The 16,332-nt window shown below is 70.2% G+C and carries 17 protein-coding genes and 1 riboswitch; of the genes, 14 read left to right on the plus strand and 3 right to left on the minus strand.

All coding sequences use genetic code 11. The features are described 5' to 3' along the window. Positions 1-2 precede the first annotated feature (2 nt). Complete coding sequence (cobU, locus tag BMZ21_RS12995) at positions 3-524, minus strand: bifunctional adenosylcobinamide kinase/adenosylcobinamide-phosphate guanylyltransferase (RefSeq protein ID WP_091834629.1); 522 nt, start codon at positions 522-524, stop codon at positions 3-5. 47 nt (positions 525-571) lie between these two features. Beyond that, positions 572-751, plus strand: a riboswitch (cobalamin riboswitch). A 35-nt stretch (positions 752-786) separates the two neighbouring features. Between cobU and BMZ21_RS13000 the strand changes: the two genes are divergently transcribed. The 9 genes from BMZ21_RS13000 to cobJ are packed head-to-tail and all read left to right on the plus strand — an operon-like array spanning position 787 to position 10,080. Continuing rightward, on the plus strand, positions 787-960 hold the full coding sequence (locus tag BMZ21_RS13000; protein WP_082613285.1) for a CbtB domain-containing protein: 174 nt from the start codon (positions 787-789) through the stop codon (positions 958-960). Between the two features lie 10 nt (positions 961-970). Beyond that, positions 971-1,726, plus strand: a complete 756-nt coding sequence (locus BMZ21_RS13005) for a CbtA family protein (RefSeq protein WP_091834632.1) — start codon at positions 971-973, stop codon at positions 1,724-1,726. Between the two features lie 48 nt (positions 1,727-1,774). Next, positions 1,775-2,200, plus strand: coding sequence for a DUF1636 family protein (locus tag BMZ21_RS13010; RefSeq protein WP_091834635.1), 426 nt, complete (start codon positions 1,775-1,777; stop codon positions 2,198-2,200). Beyond that, complete coding sequence (gene cobW / locus BMZ21_RS13015; protein WP_091834637.1) at positions 2,197-3,246, plus strand: cobalamin biosynthesis protein CobW; 1,050 nt, start codon at positions 2,197-2,199, stop codon at positions 3,244-3,246. The genes BMZ21_RS13010 and cobW overlap by 4 nt, the downstream gene beginning before the upstream one ends. A 4-nt stretch (positions 3,247-3,250) precedes the next feature. Further along, positions 3,251-6,616 (plus strand): cobaltochelatase subunit CobN, encoded by a 3,366-nt coding sequence (cobN, locus tag BMZ21_RS13020; protein ID WP_091834640.1) that lies wholly within the window; start codon positions 3,251-3,253, stop codon positions 6,614-6,616. Next, complete coding sequence (gene cobG / locus BMZ21_RS13025) at positions 6,613-7,914, plus strand: precorrin-3B synthase (RefSeq protein WP_091834644.1); 1,302 nt, start codon at positions 6,613-6,615, stop codon at positions 7,912-7,914. Before cobN ends, cobG begins: the two co-directional genes overlap by 4 nt. Next, a complete protein-coding gene (locus BMZ21_RS13030) occupies positions 7,911-8,543 on the plus strand; it encodes a precorrin-8X methylmutase (protein WP_091834647.1) in 633 nt (210 codons plus the stop codon). Before cobG ends, BMZ21_RS13030 begins: the two co-directional genes overlap by 4 nt. After that, on the plus strand, positions 8,540-9,292 hold the full coding sequence (locus tag BMZ21_RS13035; RefSeq protein ID WP_091834650.1) for a precorrin-2 C(20)-methyltransferase: 753 nt from the start codon (positions 8,540-8,542) through the stop codon (positions 9,290-9,292). The genes BMZ21_RS13030 and BMZ21_RS13035 overlap by 4 nt, the downstream gene beginning before the upstream one ends. Next, positions 9,289-10,080: a precorrin-3B C(17)-methyltransferase gene (gene cobJ / locus BMZ21_RS13040; RefSeq protein WP_091834653.1), complete on the plus strand. Its 792-nt coding sequence runs from the start codon at positions 9,289-9,291 to the stop codon at positions 10,078-10,080. Before BMZ21_RS13035 ends, cobJ begins: the two co-directional genes overlap by 4 nt. Here cobJ and BMZ21_RS13045 read toward each other — a convergent pair. Continuing rightward, positions 10,023-10,784: a cobalt-precorrin-6A reductase gene (locus tag BMZ21_RS13045; RefSeq protein ID WP_091834656.1), complete on the minus strand. Its 762-nt coding sequence runs from the start codon at positions 10,782-10,784 to the stop codon at positions 10,023-10,025. The genes cobJ and BMZ21_RS13045 overlap by 58 nt on opposite strands. On the opposite strand from BMZ21_RS13045, the gene cbiE reads away from it, so the two are divergent. From cbiE to bluB, 5 genes are read left to right on the plus strand one after another with little or no spacing between them, the layout of a single operon-like run. Next, positions 10,783-12,033 (plus strand): precorrin-6y C5,15-methyltransferase (decarboxylating) subunit CbiE, encoded by a 1,251-nt coding sequence (cbiE, locus tag BMZ21_RS13050; protein ID WP_091834659.1) that lies wholly within the window; start codon positions 10,783-10,785, stop codon positions 12,031-12,033. The genes BMZ21_RS13045 and cbiE overlap by 2 nt on opposite strands. Further along, positions 12,030-12,416 carry a cobalamin biosynthesis protein gene (locus BMZ21_RS13055; protein WP_091834662.1) on the plus strand — a complete coding sequence of 129 codons (387 nt, stop codon included), beginning with the start codon at positions 12,030-12,032 and terminating at the stop codon, positions 12,414-12,416. The genes cbiE and BMZ21_RS13055 overlap by 4 nt, the downstream gene beginning before the upstream one ends. Then, the gene (gene cobM / locus BMZ21_RS13060) at positions 12,413-13,180 is read left to right on the plus strand and encodes a precorrin-4 C(11)-methyltransferase (protein WP_091834665.1); all 768 of its coding nucleotides are present in this window, start codon (positions 12,413-12,415) and stop codon (positions 13,178-13,180) included. The genes BMZ21_RS13055 and cobM overlap by 4 nt, the downstream gene beginning before the upstream one ends. Further along, a complete protein-coding gene (locus BMZ21_RS13065) occupies positions 13,177-14,502 on the plus strand; it encodes a cobyrinic acid a,c-diamide synthase CobB (RefSeq protein WP_091834668.1) in 1,326 nt (441 codons plus the stop codon). The genes cobM and BMZ21_RS13065 overlap by 4 nt, the downstream gene beginning before the upstream one ends. Further along, the gene (bluB, locus tag BMZ21_RS13070; protein WP_091834671.1) at positions 14,499-15,131 is read left to right on the plus strand and encodes a 5,6-dimethylbenzimidazole synthase; all 633 of its coding nucleotides are present in this window, start codon (positions 14,499-14,501) and stop codon (positions 15,129-15,131) included. The genes BMZ21_RS13065 and bluB overlap by 4 nt, the downstream gene beginning before the upstream one ends. Here the strand turns inward: bluB and BMZ21_RS13075 are convergent. Then, positions 15,128-16,324 (minus strand): MFS transporter, encoded by a 1,197-nt coding sequence (locus tag BMZ21_RS13075; RefSeq protein WP_091834674.1) that lies wholly within the window; start codon positions 16,322-16,324, stop codon positions 15,128-15,130. The genes bluB and BMZ21_RS13075 overlap by 4 nt on opposite strands. Between the last annotated feature and the right edge of the window lie 8 nt (positions 16,325-16,332).

Consider the following 16,332-nt stretch of genomic DNA (forward strand, 5'->3'; position numbering starts at 1 on the left):
TTCTACTTCACCTGCATCGGCAATCCGGCGACCATGAAGACCACGCGCGCGGCCTGCGCCGCAAGCCGCTGGTGGAGCCGGCCGGCCTCGTCGCGGAAGCGGCGGGCGAGCGCATTGTCCGGCACGATGCCGAGGCCGACCTCGTTCGAGACCAGCACCACCTCTGCGCTCGCCTCGCGGCAGGCCGCGACGAGCTCGCCGGTGGCGATCGCGATGTCGCGTTCGGCGAGCAGCAGATTGGTCAGCCAGAGCGTCAGGCAATCGACCAGGATGGGCTGTCCGGCTCGCGCATTGCGAATCGCCTCGGGCAGCGCGACAGGCGCATCGACCGTCTGCCAGTCGGGCGAGCGCCTGGCGCGGTGCTCGGCGATGCGGGCGCGCATCTCTTCGTCATAGGCCTGCGCGGTCGCGATGTAGGTCCAGGGTGCCGGCAGCGCCTCGATCAGCGCCTCGGCATGACGGCTCTTGCCGGAACGGGCGCCGCCGAGGACGAGGGTGAGCAGGGGAAGGGTCATGTCTGGCATTCGCTTTCGGAGAGACGTCGTGCATTGCACAGCGCCGCGCCTGTGGCTAATGATCATCCGTGACGGTGCCTCGACGACGAGGTGAAAAGGGAACGCGGTGAAAGGCCGCGGCTGCCCCCGCAACTGTAAGCGGCGCGTCCTGCGCCATCGGCCACTGGGTTTCCCGGGAAGGCGGAGCAGGACACCAAGCCGTGAGCCAGGAGACCTGCCGTCATTCGATGTCGTCCAGCAGGCTGCCGGTGGGGTGGCCAAGGAGAACCAGATGAACACGGCTACCGTCACCAGCCAGGCCAGCGTTTCGGAGCGAGCGAAAGCCGTCGCCGCCGCGCTGATCCTCGGCTTCGTGCTGATCTACACCGTCGGCTTCGCCGCCTCGTCCACTGTCCACAACGCGGCGCACGACACCCGTCACGGCCTCGCCTTCCCCTGTCATTGAGGGGAACCACATGGTCACGCGTGTTCTCACGGTCAGTATCCTGGCCGGGCTTCTGGCTGGGCTGCTGATCTCGGCGCTCCAGCACGTCACCACCACCCCGCTGATCCTCAAGGCCGAGACCTACGAGGCGGCGTTGCGCGCGCAGGGCGCACCGATGCAGGCCGCCTTCTCAGGCGAAGCCCGCATCCAGCTCGCTCACAACGACCCAAAGGCAGGCCCAGACCATGCCGGCGAGCATGACTGGAAGCCGCAGGACGGCTTGCAGCGCACGGCCTTCACCAGCCTGGTGACGATCGGCACCGCGATCGGCTTCGCGGCGCTGCTTCTCGCCGGGATGATCGCGGCGAACGAGCAGATCGACCAGCGCCGCGCATTGGCCTGGGCGGTGTGCGGCTTCTTCGCTTTCGGGCTCGCCCCGGCAATGGGGCTGGCGCCGGAACTGCCGGGCTCCGCCGCAGCTGAACTGCAGCAGCGCCAGCTCTGGTGGCTGCTGACGGCGATGGTCACCGCCGGCGCGCTCTTCGTCTTCCTGCGCGTCGAGGCTTCCTGGGCCCGAGCACTCGCCGCCCTCGCCTTGCTACTGCCGCATCTGATCGGTGCTCCGCATCCGGCCGCGCCGGAAAGCAAGGTGCCGGCCGAGATCGCCGCACATTTCGCCGCGCTGTCGCTCGCCATCCAGGCCGCGCTCTGGCTCGTCACCGGTTTCGCCGTCGGCGTGCTCTGGCCCTGGGCCGCGCGCCGCAACGCCGCTCCCGTAGCGGCGTGACGCCTCGTGCGGCCGGCGACGGCCGCGCCAGCCCAAGGAGGCGTTGTCATGCTCGAAGGCGATCTCGCCCTCGCGACGCGAGTTCGGCAGCAGCCGGGCTGCACCATCCATGTCTGCACCACCTGCCGGCGCCAACGCGAAGACCTGCCCGAGGGCTATGACCAGCCGGGCATCGCGCTCGCCGCCGTGCTGGACGAGCGCCTGGCGGGCAGCGGCATCGCCGTCGTGCCGGTCGAATGCCTCTCGGTCTGCAAGCGGCCCTGCACGATCGCGCTCGCGGCGGAGGGCAAATGGACCTATCTGATCGGCGATCTCGACGTCGGTCTTCATCTCGACGAGATCGTCAGCGGGGCGGAGAAATTTGCCGCCAGCGCCAACGGCATCGTTCCCTGGAAGGAAAGACCCGCCTCGTTCCGCAAGGGCGTGGTCGCGCGCGTGCCTCCGCTGCCGCGCACACAAGGATCAAACGAATGAACGCTCCTCAGACCACGACGCTCGGCAAGGTGCCGTGCACGATCATCACCGGCTTCCTCGGCGCCGGTAAGACCACCCTGGTCCGCCATCTCCTGGAGAATGCCGGCGGCAAGCGCCTCGCCGTTCTCGTCAACGAGTTTGGCGATCTCGGCTTCGACGGCTCCTTCATCGCCGGCTGCGGCATCGAGGGCTGCACGCAGGACGACATCGTCGAATTGCCCAATGGCTGCATCTGCTGCACGGTCGCCGATGATTTCGTGCCGGCGCTGGAAAAGCTGCTGAACCGGGAAAACCCGCCGCAGCACATCCTGATCGAGACCTCGGGCCTTGCCCTGCCCAAGCCGCTGGTCAAGGCCTTCAACTGGCCGGCGATCCGTTCCCGCGTCACCGTCGACGGCGTCATCGCCGTGGTCGATGGGCCGGCGGTGGCCGAGGGCCAGTTCGCCGACGATCCCGAGGCGCTGAAGGCGCAGGCGGCGCAGGACCAGGCCGTCGACCATGACAACCCGCTGGAAGAGGTGTTCGAGGATCAGATCCTCTGCGCCGACCTGATCCTGCTCAACAAGAGCGACCTCGTCGACGCCGCAGGGCGCGAACGGGTCAAGGCCGAGATCGCCCAGCATTTGCCCAAGGCGATCAAGGTGGTCGAAACCGCCCATGGCAAGGTCGAGCCGGCGCTGATCATCGGTCTCGGCGCTGCGGCCGAGTCCGACCTCGCCGCCCGGCCCTCGCATCACGGCGAGGGCGAGGATCATGACCATGACGATTTCGACAGCGTCGCACTGCCGCTGCCGCAGGCCGGTTCGCCGGAAGAGCTCGTCGCCCGCGTCGCCAAGGCGGCCGAGGCCGAGGGCGTACTGCGCCTTAAGGGTTTTGCCGGCATTCCCGGCAAGCCGATGCGGCTCGTCGTGCAGGGCGTCGGCCGGCGCGTCGGCCACCATTACGACCGGGCCTGGGGCGCCGGTGAAGCACGCGACGGCCGGCTCGTGGTGATCGGCCTCAAGGGCTTCGATCGCGCCGCAGTCGAGGCCGCGCTCGCCGGCTGATGCCATGCATCTTCTCCCGACCAGCGAGGTGAGGCTCGACGACGGCGAAGACGCCGTCGACCTCGCCTTGCCGCCGGGAGACCTCGTCGTCCTCTCCTTCAGCGACAGCGATCTGTCGGCACTGGCGGCGGCCGCCCCCGGTAGCCGGCTGGGCCTCCGTCTGGTGCCGCTGCGGCGCTTCAAGCATCCGCTCTCGATTGACCTGTTGATCGAGAAGACCCTCGCCGGCTCGCGCTTCGTGCTGCTGCGCTGCCTCGGCGGGCTCGACTATCTCCGCTACGGCGTCGAGCAGATCGCCGCCGCCTGCCGGCAACATGGCGTCGCGCTGGCCGTCCTGCCGGGTGACGACCGTGCGGACGAGCGACTGGTGGGCTACGGCACGGTGCCCTCCGAGTTCGCGGCGAGCCTGGTCGGCTATTTCCATGCCGGTAGCGGTGCCGAGAACATGCGGCGGCTGCTGGGGCGGATAGATGACTATCTCGCCGCGCTGCCGTCCTCGCCCGAGCTCAACCTCAGCCCCGTCCCGCTCCCCACGCTCTTCGCCCTCGGCCCCAACGCCACGCCTCTTCCCTGGCGGGAGGCGCTCGCGACTATCCCGACAGACGCCCCGCTCGTCCCGATCCTCATCTACCGCTCCGGCGTTGCCGCCGGCGACACGGCGATGGTCGAGGCGATCGCGGCAACCCTGGCCGAGCGCGGGCTCGGCCCCCTGCCGCTCGCCCTGACCAGCCTCAAGGACGCGAGCGTCGCCGGCGAGCTCGCCACGCTGATCGCCACCCGCAAGCCAGCGCTGATCGTCACCACCAGCGCGTTCTCTGCCCGTGACGGCGATGGTTTTGTGCTCGATCCCGCCGATTGCCCCATCCTGCAGGCCGTGCCGGTCGGCAGCGCGCGCGCGGCCTGGGAGGCGTCTCCGCGCGGGCTTTCCGCCGCCGACCTCGCGATGCAGGCGGCTCTGCCGGAATTCGACGGGCGGCTCGGCGCCATTCCCGTTGCCTTCAAGGAGGAGATCGCCGATCCGGCGACCGGCCTGACATTGCGACGATTGGCTCCGGATGCCGAAGGCGTTGCGGCGCTCGCCGACCTCGCAGCGAACTGGGTCAGGCTCGGCCGCAAGCCGCGGAGCGAGCGACAGCTTGCGCTGGTGATGTCCGACTATCCCGCCCGTGGCGGCCGCGCCGGCTTCGCCGTCGGCCTCGACACGCCGGCGAGCGCGCTCGCGATCCGGGAGTTGCTGGATGGAGCTGGATACGACGTTGATCCCTCCCTAGACGCGGTCATCCCGGGCGATCGGAGGGAGACCCGGGATGACCTCGCGAATTGCTATCACGGCTCGAATCTCATGCAGGCCCTCACCGAGGGCCCAGCCGATTTCGCCGTCCCGCTCGCCAGCTACCGCGCCTGGCTCGCGACCATCCCGGCCGCCGCGCGCGAGACTTTGCTCGCCAGCCACGGCCAGCCCGAGACCGACCCAGCCTGCGACGGCGAGGCCTTCCGCTTCCGGCTCGTCCGCTTCGGCAAGCTCGCCATCGCGTTGCAGCCGGCGCGCGACGCCTCGCCCGACCGCAAGGCGCGCTATCACGACCCCGATGCGCCGCCTGGCCACGCCTATCTCGCCTTCTATCTCGGCCTCCGCGAGGTGCTGCGCGCGGATGCGCTGGTCCATCTCGGCACGCATGGCACGACCGAATGGCTGCCGGGCAAGGCGGTGGCGCTCTCGGCCGCCTGCTGGCCGCGGCTCGCGGTCGGCGCGCTGCCGGTAATCTACCCCTATGTCGTCGACGATCCCGGTGAGGCGGCGCCGGCCAAGCGCCGGCTCTCGGCGCTGACGCTCGGCCATCTACCGCCGCCACTGGCGAGTCATGACGCGGCCGGCGAGGCCGCGCTGCTGCGCGACCTCGTGGAGGAATACTCGCAGGCGCAAGTGCTCGATCCGCGCCGGGCCGAATTGGTCGCGCGCGAGATCCTCGACCGCGCCGAGCGCACCGGCCTCGCCGCCGCGAGCGGCGTCACACAGGGTCAGGACATGGCGAGCGCGCTCGCTGCACTCGACGCCCATCTCTGCGACCTCGCCGAGACCGCCTTCCGCGACGGCTTGCATGTCTTCGGCAGTTCGCAGGCCGATCCGACTTCCGCCGAGACCGAGCGCCGCAACCTGCTGAAGGCACTCGATGCCGGCTTCGTGCCGCCGGGACCTGCCGGCGCACCGCATCGCGGCCGGCCCGACGTGCTGCCGAGCGGGCGCAACCTCTCGACGCTCGACCCGCGCGCCTTGCCGACCCGCTCGGCTGCCAGGCTCGGGGCGAAGGCGGCCGAGGCCGTGATCGCCCGCCATCTCCAGGACGAGGGCGATTATCCGCGCCGGATCGTGATCGATCTCTGGGCCTCGCCGACGCTGCGCTCGGGCGGCGAGGACATCGCCCATGCCCTGCACCTGATGGGTGCCGAACCGCTCTGGGACCATGGCTCGACCCGGGTCACCGGCTTCTCGATCACCCCGCAGGCCAAGCTTGCCGCGCCGCGCGCCGACGTCACCATCCGCATCTCCGGCGCCTTCCGCGACACCTTTCCGGCGCAGATCGCCTTGCTCGAGGCGGCAGCACGCGCCGTCGCATCCCTTGACGAACCGGACGAGTGGAACGAGCCGGCCGCCGCCCACCGCCGCGGCGAGGCAGGCGCGCGCATCTTCGGCGCCGCGCCCGGCCGCTACGGTGCCGCCATGGCCGACCGCGCGCTCGACGGCGACTGGCAAACGCGTGCGGAACTCGGCGAGGCCTATCTTGCCGCGACGAGCCACGCCTATGGCGGGCCGGACGGCGCAGCGTCGCCCGACGCCCGGTTTGCGAACCGGGTCGCCGAGGCGCAGGCCTTCATCCATGTCAGCGACACGGCCGGGCGCGACATCCTGGAAGCGACCAGCGCTGCCGACGTGATCGGCGGTTTTGTCGCGGCCATGCAAGCTGAAGGCGGCAAGGCGGCGCTCTACAGCCTCGACACCTCCAACCCCGACATGCCGAGGGCGCGCACGCTGGCCGAGGACGTCTCGCGCATCGTCCATGGCCGGCTCTGCCATCCCCGCTGGATCGCGAGCCATCTCGCCCATGGCTGGCGCGGCGCGGCCGAGCTGGCAGAAGCGGTCGATGCGCTCTTCGTCTATGCGGCCGCTACCGACGCGGTCTCCAACGGCTTGTTCGACGCGGTCTTCCAGGCCTATTGCGGCGACCCCGCCATCTGGCAGGCGCTGGAGCAGGCGAATGCACCTGCCGCCGCCTCGATCCGTTCCCGCCTCGCCGAGGCGCAGGAGCGCGGACTCTGGACAAGCCGCTCGAACTCGGCGGCGATGCTCTCAGGCCGGGAGGCGGCTGAATGAGCGCCCCGGCCCGCGAGACGATGCGGCGCGGCTGGTGCCCCGGCACCTTGCGGCCGATGCTGACCGGCGACGGGTTGCTGGTGCGCCTGCATCCGCCGCGCAATGCGCTGACGCCGGACCAGCTCGCATACATCGCCGAGCTGGCGAGCCGGCATGGCAACGGCCAGATCGAGATTTCCGGCCGTGGCAACCTGCAACTGCGCGGCGTCCGCGAGGAGGCGCATCCGGCGCTGGTCGACGACCTGCTGACGGCGGGCCTCGTCGACGAGGCCGAGGGCGATGGCCCGAACCGGTTGGTGCTCACCTCGCCGCTCGCCGGCCGGGCGGCCGACGAACTGCTCGACGCGGCCGCGCTGGCTGCGGCGGTCGAGCGTGCCGGGCGCAGCGTTTCGGGCCTGCCGGCAAAGTTCTCGATCATCGTCGATGGCGGCGGCGCGCTGGCGCTCGATGCCTTCGCCGCCGATCTCAGGCTGCGGGCGGTTTCGACCGACGCAGTCGCGTTCGGGCTGCCGGGCGGGCATTGGTGCGGTCCGGTTGCAATGGATAAGGCGCCGGCACTGGTGACCCGTTTACTCGGTGCTTTCGCCGCCGTCAGCGGGCAGAGCGCGGGGCGAATCCGCCGCATGCGCGATCTCGCGGCAGACGCGGTGAACATGCTGGCGACCTCGTCCGGACTCGAATCGATGCCGGCCCCTGCGACCCGGCCGAAGCCATCACCGGTCGGCCTCGTCGCCGAGCGGAATGACAGGGTCACCGTGCTTGCGGGATTGCCCTTCGGCCGGACCGACGTTGCTGGCTTGCACCGTATGGGCAAACTCGCCCGCGACACTGGCATCCACGAGATCAGACCATCGCTCTGGCGCGGCTTCGCCTTCTGCGGCCTCTCGACTGACGCAGCGACCAACCTGCGAGCGTCCTTCCACAATGAGGGCCTGATCGTCCAAGCGGACGATCCGCGCCTTGCGGTCTCGGCCTGCACCGGGTCCCCTGCCTGCGCCCGCGGCGAAGCACCTGCGCTGGCCGATGCCGCGGTCCTCGCACAAGCGATCGCGCCGCTCCTCGCCGACGGCCTCGGCCTCCACGTCTCCGGCTGCGCCAAGTCCTGCGCCCATCCCGGCAGCGCCGACCTCACACTGGTCGGACGCGACGGAGGCTACAACGTCGTCGTCGCGGGTGGCACCGGCGATGCCGCCATCGCGCACCTTTCGCTCACGGAACTTGTGCGCCGGCTCGAACCGGGTCAGGACATCCGCGCGCGCCTGGAAGCGGCGCAGCATGAGAAGCAGGTTGGAAGTTGAGCACGCGTCACGCCTATATCCGCGACGGAGCCGCGATCTACGAGCGCTCCTTCGCCATCATCCGGGCCGAATCCGACCTGTCGCGCTTTTCCGGCACGGCCGAGCGCGTTGTCGTCCGCATGATCCATGCCTGCGGCATGACCGACCTGCCTAAGGACGTGGCGATGTCGCCGGATTTCGCCGAGGCGGCCGAGGCTGCGCTGGCGAAGGGCGCGCCGATCCTGTGCGATGCCCGAATGGTCGCCGACGGCGTCACCCGCGCCCGCCTGCCGGCCAGGAACGAGGTGATCTGCACGCTGCCCGACGCTTCCGTGCCGAAACTGGCCGAGGCGATGGGCACGACACGCTCCGCCGCGGCGATGGAGCTGTGGCGTCCGCATCTCGCAGGCTCCGTCGTCGTGATCGGCAACGCGCCGACCTCGCTGTTCCGCCTGCTCGACATGCTCGACGAGGGCGCGCCGAAGCCGGCGGCCGTGATCGGCATTCCAGTCGGCTTCGTCGGCGCGGCGGAATCGAAGGAGGCGCTGGCGCAGGACGGGCGTGTGCCCTTTCTCGTGGTGCATGGGCGTCGCGGCGGCTCGGCCATGGCGGCGGCGGCCGTCAACGCGCTGGCACAGGTGAAGGAATGAGCGGCGTGAGCGTCGAGGCATCCCGCACCCTCCTCTACGGCGTCGGCCTCGGCCCCGGCGATCCCGACTACATGACGGTTCGCGCCCGCGACATCATTCTGAAGGCCGACCGTCTCGTGCATTTCTGCAAGCGCGGCCGGCGCGGCAATGCCCGGGTCACTGCGGATGCCATCATCGCGCCCGACCCGGCCCGCGAGATCGAACTCGCCTTCCCGGTGACGATCGAGGTGCCGGTCGAGGACGAGGGCTATACCGGCCCGATCGCCGCCTTCTACGACGAAGCAGCCGAGCAGCTCGCCGGCGAGATGGCTGAAGGCCGCAGCGTCGCCGTGCTCTGCGACGGCGACCCCTTCTTCTACGGCTCCTTCATGCATCTGTGGCGCCGCCTCGCCCATCGCTTCCCGACCGAGGTGGTGCCGGGCGTCACCGGCATGGCCGGCGCCTGGTCCCGCGCCGACGCGCCGATCAGCTGGGGCGACGACGTGATGACAGTGGTGCCGGGCACCCTCGCCGAGGGCGAACTGACCCGCCGCCTGGCCGATACCGATGCCGCCGTGATCATGAAGCTCGGCCGCAACCTGCCCAAAGTGCGCCGCGCGCTGCAGGCGGCCGGTCTGATCAACCGCGCCATCTATGTCGAGCGCGCCACCATGGCCGGACAGGTGGTGACACGGCTCGCCGAGAAGCCCGACGACGAAGCCCCCTATTTCTCGATGATCCTCGTGCCCGGCGAAGGACGGCGGTTGTGAGCGGCTCGCTCGCCATCATCGGCCTCGGGCCAGGCGAGGCGCGCTACCTCACGCCCTCGGCGCTGGCGGCGCTCGAGTCCGCCAGCGATCTCGTCGGCTACGGGCCCTATCTCGACCGCGTTCCGGCTCACGCCCGCCAGACCAAGCACGCCTCCGACAACCGCGTCGAGGTCGAGCGTGCCCGGCATGCGCTGATGCTGGCGGCGGAAGGCAAGGCGGTTGCGGTGGTTTCCGGCGGAGATCCCGGCGTTTTCGCCATGGCGGCGGCCGTGTTCGAGGCCCTGGAAGCCGGCGAGCCGGACTGGCGCAAGCTTTCGATCAGCGTCGAACCCGGCATCACCGCGCTGCTCGCGGCCGCGGCCAAGGCCGGCGCGCCGCTCGGCGGCGATTTCTGCGCGATCTCGCTCTCCGACAATCTCAAGCCCTGGGAGGTCGTCACGGCGCGGCTCACGGCGGCGCTGTCGGCCGATTTCGTGATCTCGCTGTACAATCCGATCTCGAAAGCGCGGCCCTGGCAGCTCGGCAAGGCGCTGGAGCTGGCGGCGACGATCCGCGCGGCGGAGACGCCGGTGATCTTCGCCCGCGCCGTCGGACGGCCCGACGAAAGCCTGCGCATCCTGACGCTGGCGGAGGCGATTGCCGCAGCCGGGACAGCCGACATGGCGACCCTGGTGATGATCGGCGCCAGCGCGACGCGGCTGATCGCCCGCGAGGGCGAGAACCCGATCGTCTATACGCCGCGCTCGGTGACGAAGAGTCCCTGCGTCACCAGCCAGGGCAGGACGTGATCGATATGCTCAACGGTCTCGACATCGGGCTTGGGCGGCCGCTCGACCATCACCACGGGAAGTCCGAGCCGCCGCGCCGCGACGAGCTTGCCCAGCGTCATCGGCCCGCCGGCATTCTTGCTGACGAGGATCTCGATGCCCTCCTCCCGCATCAGCTTCTCCTCGGCGTCCGCCTCGAACGGCCCGCGCTGCTGCAGCACCTTCGCATGCGGCAAAGGCAGATCGCCCACCGGCTCGATTACGCGGATCAGATATTCGTGCTGCGGAGCGGCGAAAAAGTGAGGCAGTTCGAGCCGGCCAATGGTCAGGAAGACGCGGCGCGGCTCATCGCCCAGCGCTTCGACCGCAGCGTCGATGTCGGGCACGCATTTCCAACGATCGCCGTTCTGCGGCTTCCAGGATTCCCGCCTGATCGCCAGCAGCGGCACGCCTTCCGCCTTGCAGGCTGCCTCGGCATGATAAGGCATGATCGCGGCGAAGGGGTGGGTCGCGTCGATGACGGCGACGACGCCCTCGTCGAGAAGATACTGCCGGAGACCGGCAATGCCGCCAAAGCCGCCGGTGCGGGTCGGCAAGGACAGAGGGCGCGGGTCGGCGGTATGGCCCGCGAGCGAGATCACGGCGCGAATCTCGGGTGCCTGTTCAGCCAGGAGCTGATCGAGCGCAGCCGCTTCGCTGGTGCCGCCGAGGATGAGGACCGTCATGGAACAGTTTTCGCCTGAAACGACCAGACTGTCGAGCGTACCGCCCGGCCCCTGGCTTTCGCTGGTCGGGCTCGGAGAGGATGGCCGTGCCGGCCTCTGCGCCGAGGCGCTGGCGGCGCTGGAGAGCGCCGAGATCGTCTTCGGCGGCGAGCGCCACCTCAAGCTGATCGGCGACGTGCCCGGTGAAGCCAGGCCCTGGCCACAGCCTTTCCGCAATGCGCTGCCGGCGATTCTGGCCGAAAAGGGCCGGAATGTCTGCGTGCTCGCGACCAGCGATCCGTTCCATTACGGCATCGGCGCCGGGCTGACCAAGGCGGTGCCGGCGGCGGAGATGCGCGTCATCCCGCAGCTCTCTTCCTTCTCGATGGCCTGCACGCGGATGCGCTGGCCGCAGGAGGAATGCGGGCTGGTCTCGCTGCATGGCCGTGCCCTTCAGAGGATCATCCCTTTTCTCCAGCCGGGCGCGCGGGTCCTGGCCCTGTCCTGGGACGATTCGACGCCGCTCGCCGTCGCGCAGCTGATGAGCGCTCGCGGCTTCGGCGAAAGCACGATCACCGTGCTGGAAACGATCGGCGGACCGAACGAACGCATCCGGCAGACTCGCGCCGACGCCTTCGCTCTGGATGGCATCGTGCCGCTCAACCTGCTGGCGATCGAGGTGGTCGCCAGCCGGGACGCCCGCATCCTGCCGTTGGCAACCGGTCTCTCCGACGACTGGTTCGAGCATGACGGCCAGCTCACCAAGGCCGATATCCGGGCGATCACGCTCTCGGCGCTGGCCCCGCGCGCCGGCGAACTGCTCTGGGACATCGGCGCCGGCTCAGGCTCGATCGGCATCGAATGGAGCCTGCGCCATCGACACAACCGTGCCATCGCCTTCGAGGAGCGGCCGGAGCGCGCCGCCCGCATCGCCCGCAACCGGCTCGCGCTCGGTGCGCCGCCGCTCGAAGTGGTCGAGGGCAAGGCACCGGAGAGCTTTGCCGGAAAGGCGTCGCCCGACGCCGTCTTTATCGGCGGCGGCCTGACCGACCCCGGCGTGTTCGAGGCTGCCTTCGCGGCGCTGAAGCCGCGCGGACGGCTGGTCGCCAATGCCGTGACGATCGAGGGCGAAGCCAGGCTCGCCGGGCTGTTCGCGGTTCATGGCGGGAATCTGCGCCGGATCGGCGTCTCGCATCTCGATCCGATCGGGACGATGCATGGCTGGCGCGCCGCGATGGCGGTGACGCAGTGGCGGGTGGTGAAGCCGTGAGCGACGTCACCGCCGGCATCGGCCTGCGCCCGGGCACATCGGAGGCCGATATCGAGGCCTGCCTGACGCAGACGCTGGCCGCCGCCAACCTGCCCGCGGATGCGATCAAGCGCCTCGCCACCCTCGCCTCGCGCCGGGACGAGCCGGGGCTGGCGGCAGTGGCGCAGGCGCATGACCTCTCCCTCGTCGCCATCCCCGACGAAGCGCTAGCCGGCTTCGAGGCCGCCTGCGCGACGCGCTCGACCCGGATTTCCGGGCTCTACGGCGTCGGCTCGGTGGCCGAGGCAGCCGCGCTCGCCGCGGCCGGGCCAGGAGCGACCCTGATCCAGCCGCGCATCGCTACCGCTCGCGTCACCTGCGCGCTCGCCCGGAGCGCGGCGTGACCGTCCATTTCATCGGCGCCGGCCCCGGCGCGGTCGATCTCATCACCCTGCGCGGGCGCGAGCTGATCGGCGCCTGCCCGGTCTGCCTCTATGCGGGCTCGCTGATCCCCAAGGCGATGCTCGGCTGGTGCCCGGGAGGCGCGCGCATCGTCGACACCGCCCCGCTCGATCTCGACGCGATCATCGCCGAGATCGAGGCGGCCCATGACCAAGGCAAAGACGTCGCCCGGCTGCATTCCGGCGACATCTCGATCTGGAGCGCGACGGGGGAGCAGATGCGCCGGCTCGATCAGCTCGGCATCCCCTACGAGATCACGCCGGGCGTACCGGCCTTCGCCGCCGCGGCGGCGGCACTCAAGCGCGAATTGACGCTGCCGGGCGTCGCGCAATCGCTGGTGCTGACCCGCACCTCCGGCCGCGCCTCGGCGATGCCGGAGACCGAAAAGCTGACGACTTTCGCAGCCTCCGGCGCGACGCTGGCAATCCATCTCTCGATCCATGTGATCGAGCAGGTCGTCGCGGAACTCATGCCCTTCTACGGCGCGGACTGCCCGGTCGCGATCGTCTTCCGCGCCTCCTGGCCGGAGGAGCGCGTCCTGCGCGGGCGGCTCGCGGATATCGCCGATGAGGTGCGGGCAGCCGAGCTGGAGCGGACCGCGCTGATCCTGGTTGGCCCGGCGCTGGCCGCCGAGGATTTTTCCGAGAGCGCGCTGTACTCCACCGGCTATGACCGCCGCTTCCGGCCGCGCGGAGGCCAGGAATGACGGCCAAGGCCCTGCTCATCGCCGCGCCGCGTTCCGGCTCCGGCAAGACCACGATCACGCTCGGCCTGCAGCGAGCACTGTCCCAGCGCGGCCTCAAGGTCCGTGGGCTGAAATGCGGGCCGGATTACATCGATCCAGCCTTCCACGCCGCCGCGACGGGCGCCCCCAGCGCCAATCTCGACAGCTATGCGATGCCGGATGCCCTGCTCGGCCAGATCGCCAACGAGGCAGCCGGGGCGGCCGACATTATCGTCGCCGAAGGCTCGATGGGACTGTTCGACGGCGTGCCCGGCCCTGACGGGCATACCGGCACTGGCGCAGACATCGCGGCGCTGCTCGGCTGGCCGGTCGTGCTGGTCATCGACGTCTCCGGACAGGCGCAATCGGCCGGAGCGGTTGCGCTCGGCTGCATGCTCTACGACAAGCGCATTCGCGTCGCCGGGGTGATCCTCAACAAGGTTGCCAGCGAAAGGCATCGCCGGCTGGCTGCTGCCGGCATGGAGCGTATCGGCTTGCCGGTTCTCGGCGCCTTGCCGCGCGAGGCGAGCCTGATCCTGCCCGAGCGTCATCTCGGCCTGGTCCAGGCCGGCGAGACCGAGGACCTGCGCCAGCGGCTCGATGCGCTGGCCGAAGCCGTCGCGGCGGCGGTCGATCTCGACGCCGTCGTCGCTGCTTCCAGCGCGACCAATTTGCCGGCTTCCGGGCGGCAGGTGTCGCCGCTGCCGGTGCCGGGCAAGCGCCTCGCCATCGGCCGCGACGCCGCCTTCAGCTTTGTCTACCCGCATGTCGAGGCCGGCTGGCGGGCGCAGGGCGCCGAGCTCGTGCCCTTCTCGCCGCTCGCGGACGAACCGCCACCGGAGGGCTGCGACGCGTGCTGGCTGCCGGGCGGCTATCCCGAACTGCATGCCGGCCGGCTCGCCGGCGCCTCGCGCTTTCTCGATGGCCTGCGCGATTTCGCCCACACCCGTCCGGTCCATGGCGAGTGCGGCGGCTACATGGTGCTGGGCAAGAGCCTGATCGACGCCGACGGCACCAGCCACGCCATGGCCGGGCTGCTCTCGGTCGAGACCAGCTTCGCCAAACGGAAGATGAATCTCGGCTATCGCAATGCGGTGCTCGCCACCGACGGACCGCTCGGCCGCGCCGGCGATCGCCTCAGCGGCCACGAATTCCATTACGCGACCGTGATCTCGCAGGGCGAGGACCCGCCCTTTGCGGAGGTCACCGACCCACACGGCTCGCCGCCAGCGCCCGCCGGCAGCCGTCGCGGCCTCGTCTCGGGCTCGTTCTTCCACGCCATCGCGGTGCGGGAGGGCGCGTGAGCGCGCCGCCCGTCTTCGACGACCGCTTCCGCGACAAGCTCGGCGAGATCTTCGCCTGGCGCCGCGATGTCAGGCGTTTCCGCCGCGAGCCGGTGTCGGAGGAGCTCCTGACCAGGTTGTTCGAGCTGATGCAGCTTTCGCCCTCGGTCGGCCATTCGCAGCCCTGGCGCTGGCTGAAGGTCGCAGATGCCGAGCAGCGTGCCGCGGTGCAGGCCAGCTTCTCCCGCTGCAATGCCGATGCGCTGGCCGCGTATGAGGGCGAGCGCGCAGCGCTTTATGCCCGCCTGAAGCTCGAAGGCCTGTGCGAGGCGCCGGTGCAGTTCGCGGTGTTCTGCGACCACGCCACGGCGCAGGGTCATGGCCTCGGCAGCCGGACCATGCCGGAGATGCTGGACTATTCGGTCGTGGCGGCGATCACCCAGTTCTGGCTCGCCGCCCGCGCCCATGGGCTCGGCCTCGGCTGGGTCTCGATCCTCGACCCCGCTGAGATCGCAGCAATCGTCGGCGCGCCGCCTGACTGGAAGCTGATCGGCTATCTCTGTCTCGGCTATCCCGAGGAGGAACACGAGGTGCCCGAACTCGTCCGCGCCGGCTGGGAACGCGACCAGCGACTCACCGGACGCGATTAGACCTTCCGCCCGGGCGCACCGCGCAGGCCGAGCGCGGTCAGGACGGCGATCACCGCCGCACCGCCGACGAGCCCGGCCGCCGAAGGCCAACCGAACGCTTCGATGACACTGCCGATGGCGACGGGCCCGACGACCTGGCCAAGATTGCTGCCCTGCATCAGCAGGCCGATGACGACAGGTGTCAATCCGGCCGCCGGCGCCAGCACCGGCGCAGACGACAGCAGGGTCGCAGGGATGATCCCGCCGACCATCGAGAACAGGACGCAAAGGAGGAAGGTCGCGGAATCCGGCAGCAGGGCGAGAAAGATGCCGATGGCAGACAGACCCATCACGAGGCTTGCGGCCACGATCAGGCCGACGCGCGAGACGCCGCGCGCGAGCAACAGGCCGGCGGCGAGGTTGCCGATGATGTTGACGGCGCTGGCGAGGGCGCCGAGCAGGCCCGCCGCCGCGAGCGAGACCTGCATGCGCTGCATCAGCAGCACCGGCAGGAAATTGAACAGGGCGAAGAACATCAGCGCGTAGAGCGCGAAGATGAAGCCCAGGAGCACTGGCCCGCGCGCGCTCAGCACCGCGCCGGCGTCGCCGGCAAGAGCCGTCCCGGATGGCCGCGTGCCGCCGCTAGTGTTCGGCACCGTCAGCACGGTCAGGACCATCGCGGCGACCGCGAGCGCACCGGTAACCTGCCATATCATCCGCCAGTCGGTGAGCCAGAGCCCCGCGAGCATGGCGAGCGCGATGCCGGTCGGCATGAAGCAGCTCCACAGCGCCATAGCGATGTCGCGCTGGGCAGGGCTGGCAACGCGCTGGAGGATTGCGGGGGCGGCAATGGTGATCAGCAGGAAGCCGAGCCCTTCGACGACGCGTGAGGCGAGCAGCATCGGAAAGCGTGGCGCCGCCGCTCCCAGGAAGGCGCCGAGCGCGATCGCCAGCAGGCCGAGCAGCAGAACGCGCCGAGCGCCGAGCGCGATGGCGAGCGTGCCGACCGGGATGCCGCCGACCATGCCAAGCACGGCGAAGATCGAGGCAAGCCAGCCGAGCGTGCCGAGATCGAGCCCGAACTCGGCCTGGACCAGCGGCATCGCGATCGCCGCCTTGCCGACCTGCAGCGCCGCGACGATACCGCTGGCGACGACCACGGAAACAGCGAGCCAGTCGGTCCTGGCGTCCTCTGTTGCGACGGCAGCCGTCATGAGCGCGA

It is taken from the genome of Allobosea lupini (assembly GCF_900109525.1).
In the GTDB taxonomy this organism is placed as follows: domain Bacteria; phylum Pseudomonadota; class Alphaproteobacteria; order Rhizobiales; family Beijerinckiaceae; genus Allobosea; species Allobosea lupini.